Here is a 321-nt window from a genome sequence, read left to right as displayed (position 1 = left end):
AGCGGCGGCCCCACGATGTTCGCCCGGCTCGGCTAGTGGACCCAGAGGGCTACGACGGCACATGCAAAGCCCACCACCAGGATGCCGGAGGCCACTATGGTGACTAGGTCAATTGACCAGTGGTGACCAAACGAAATCGAGGTGTCTGGAATGATTTTCGTCCCGATGTCTGAAGGCGCATGGCAGCAGCACCTCCTCGTGCGGCGAGGTGCCGATCCGGGCGTACTGACCATCGTTTTGATTTGTGTCCGGCGAAGTGGTGATGAAAATGTCTTCGTTGTCGCCTTCGATTTTACATTTCAGCACGTCGCCAAGCGAGGG

The 321-nt window shown here is 57.9% G+C and carries 1 pseudogene; it reads right to left on the bottom strand.

From position 1 onward, the window contains the following. Nucleotides 1-108: 108 nt before the first annotated feature. Nucleotides 109-321, bottom strand: a pseudogene (locus tag ACZXDY_RS46630) (hypothetical protein); the annotation flags it as partial.

Source organism: Bradyrhizobium sp. LeoB3 (assembly GCF_055456055.1).
This window is presented reverse-complemented; position numbering and strand designations above follow the sequence as displayed.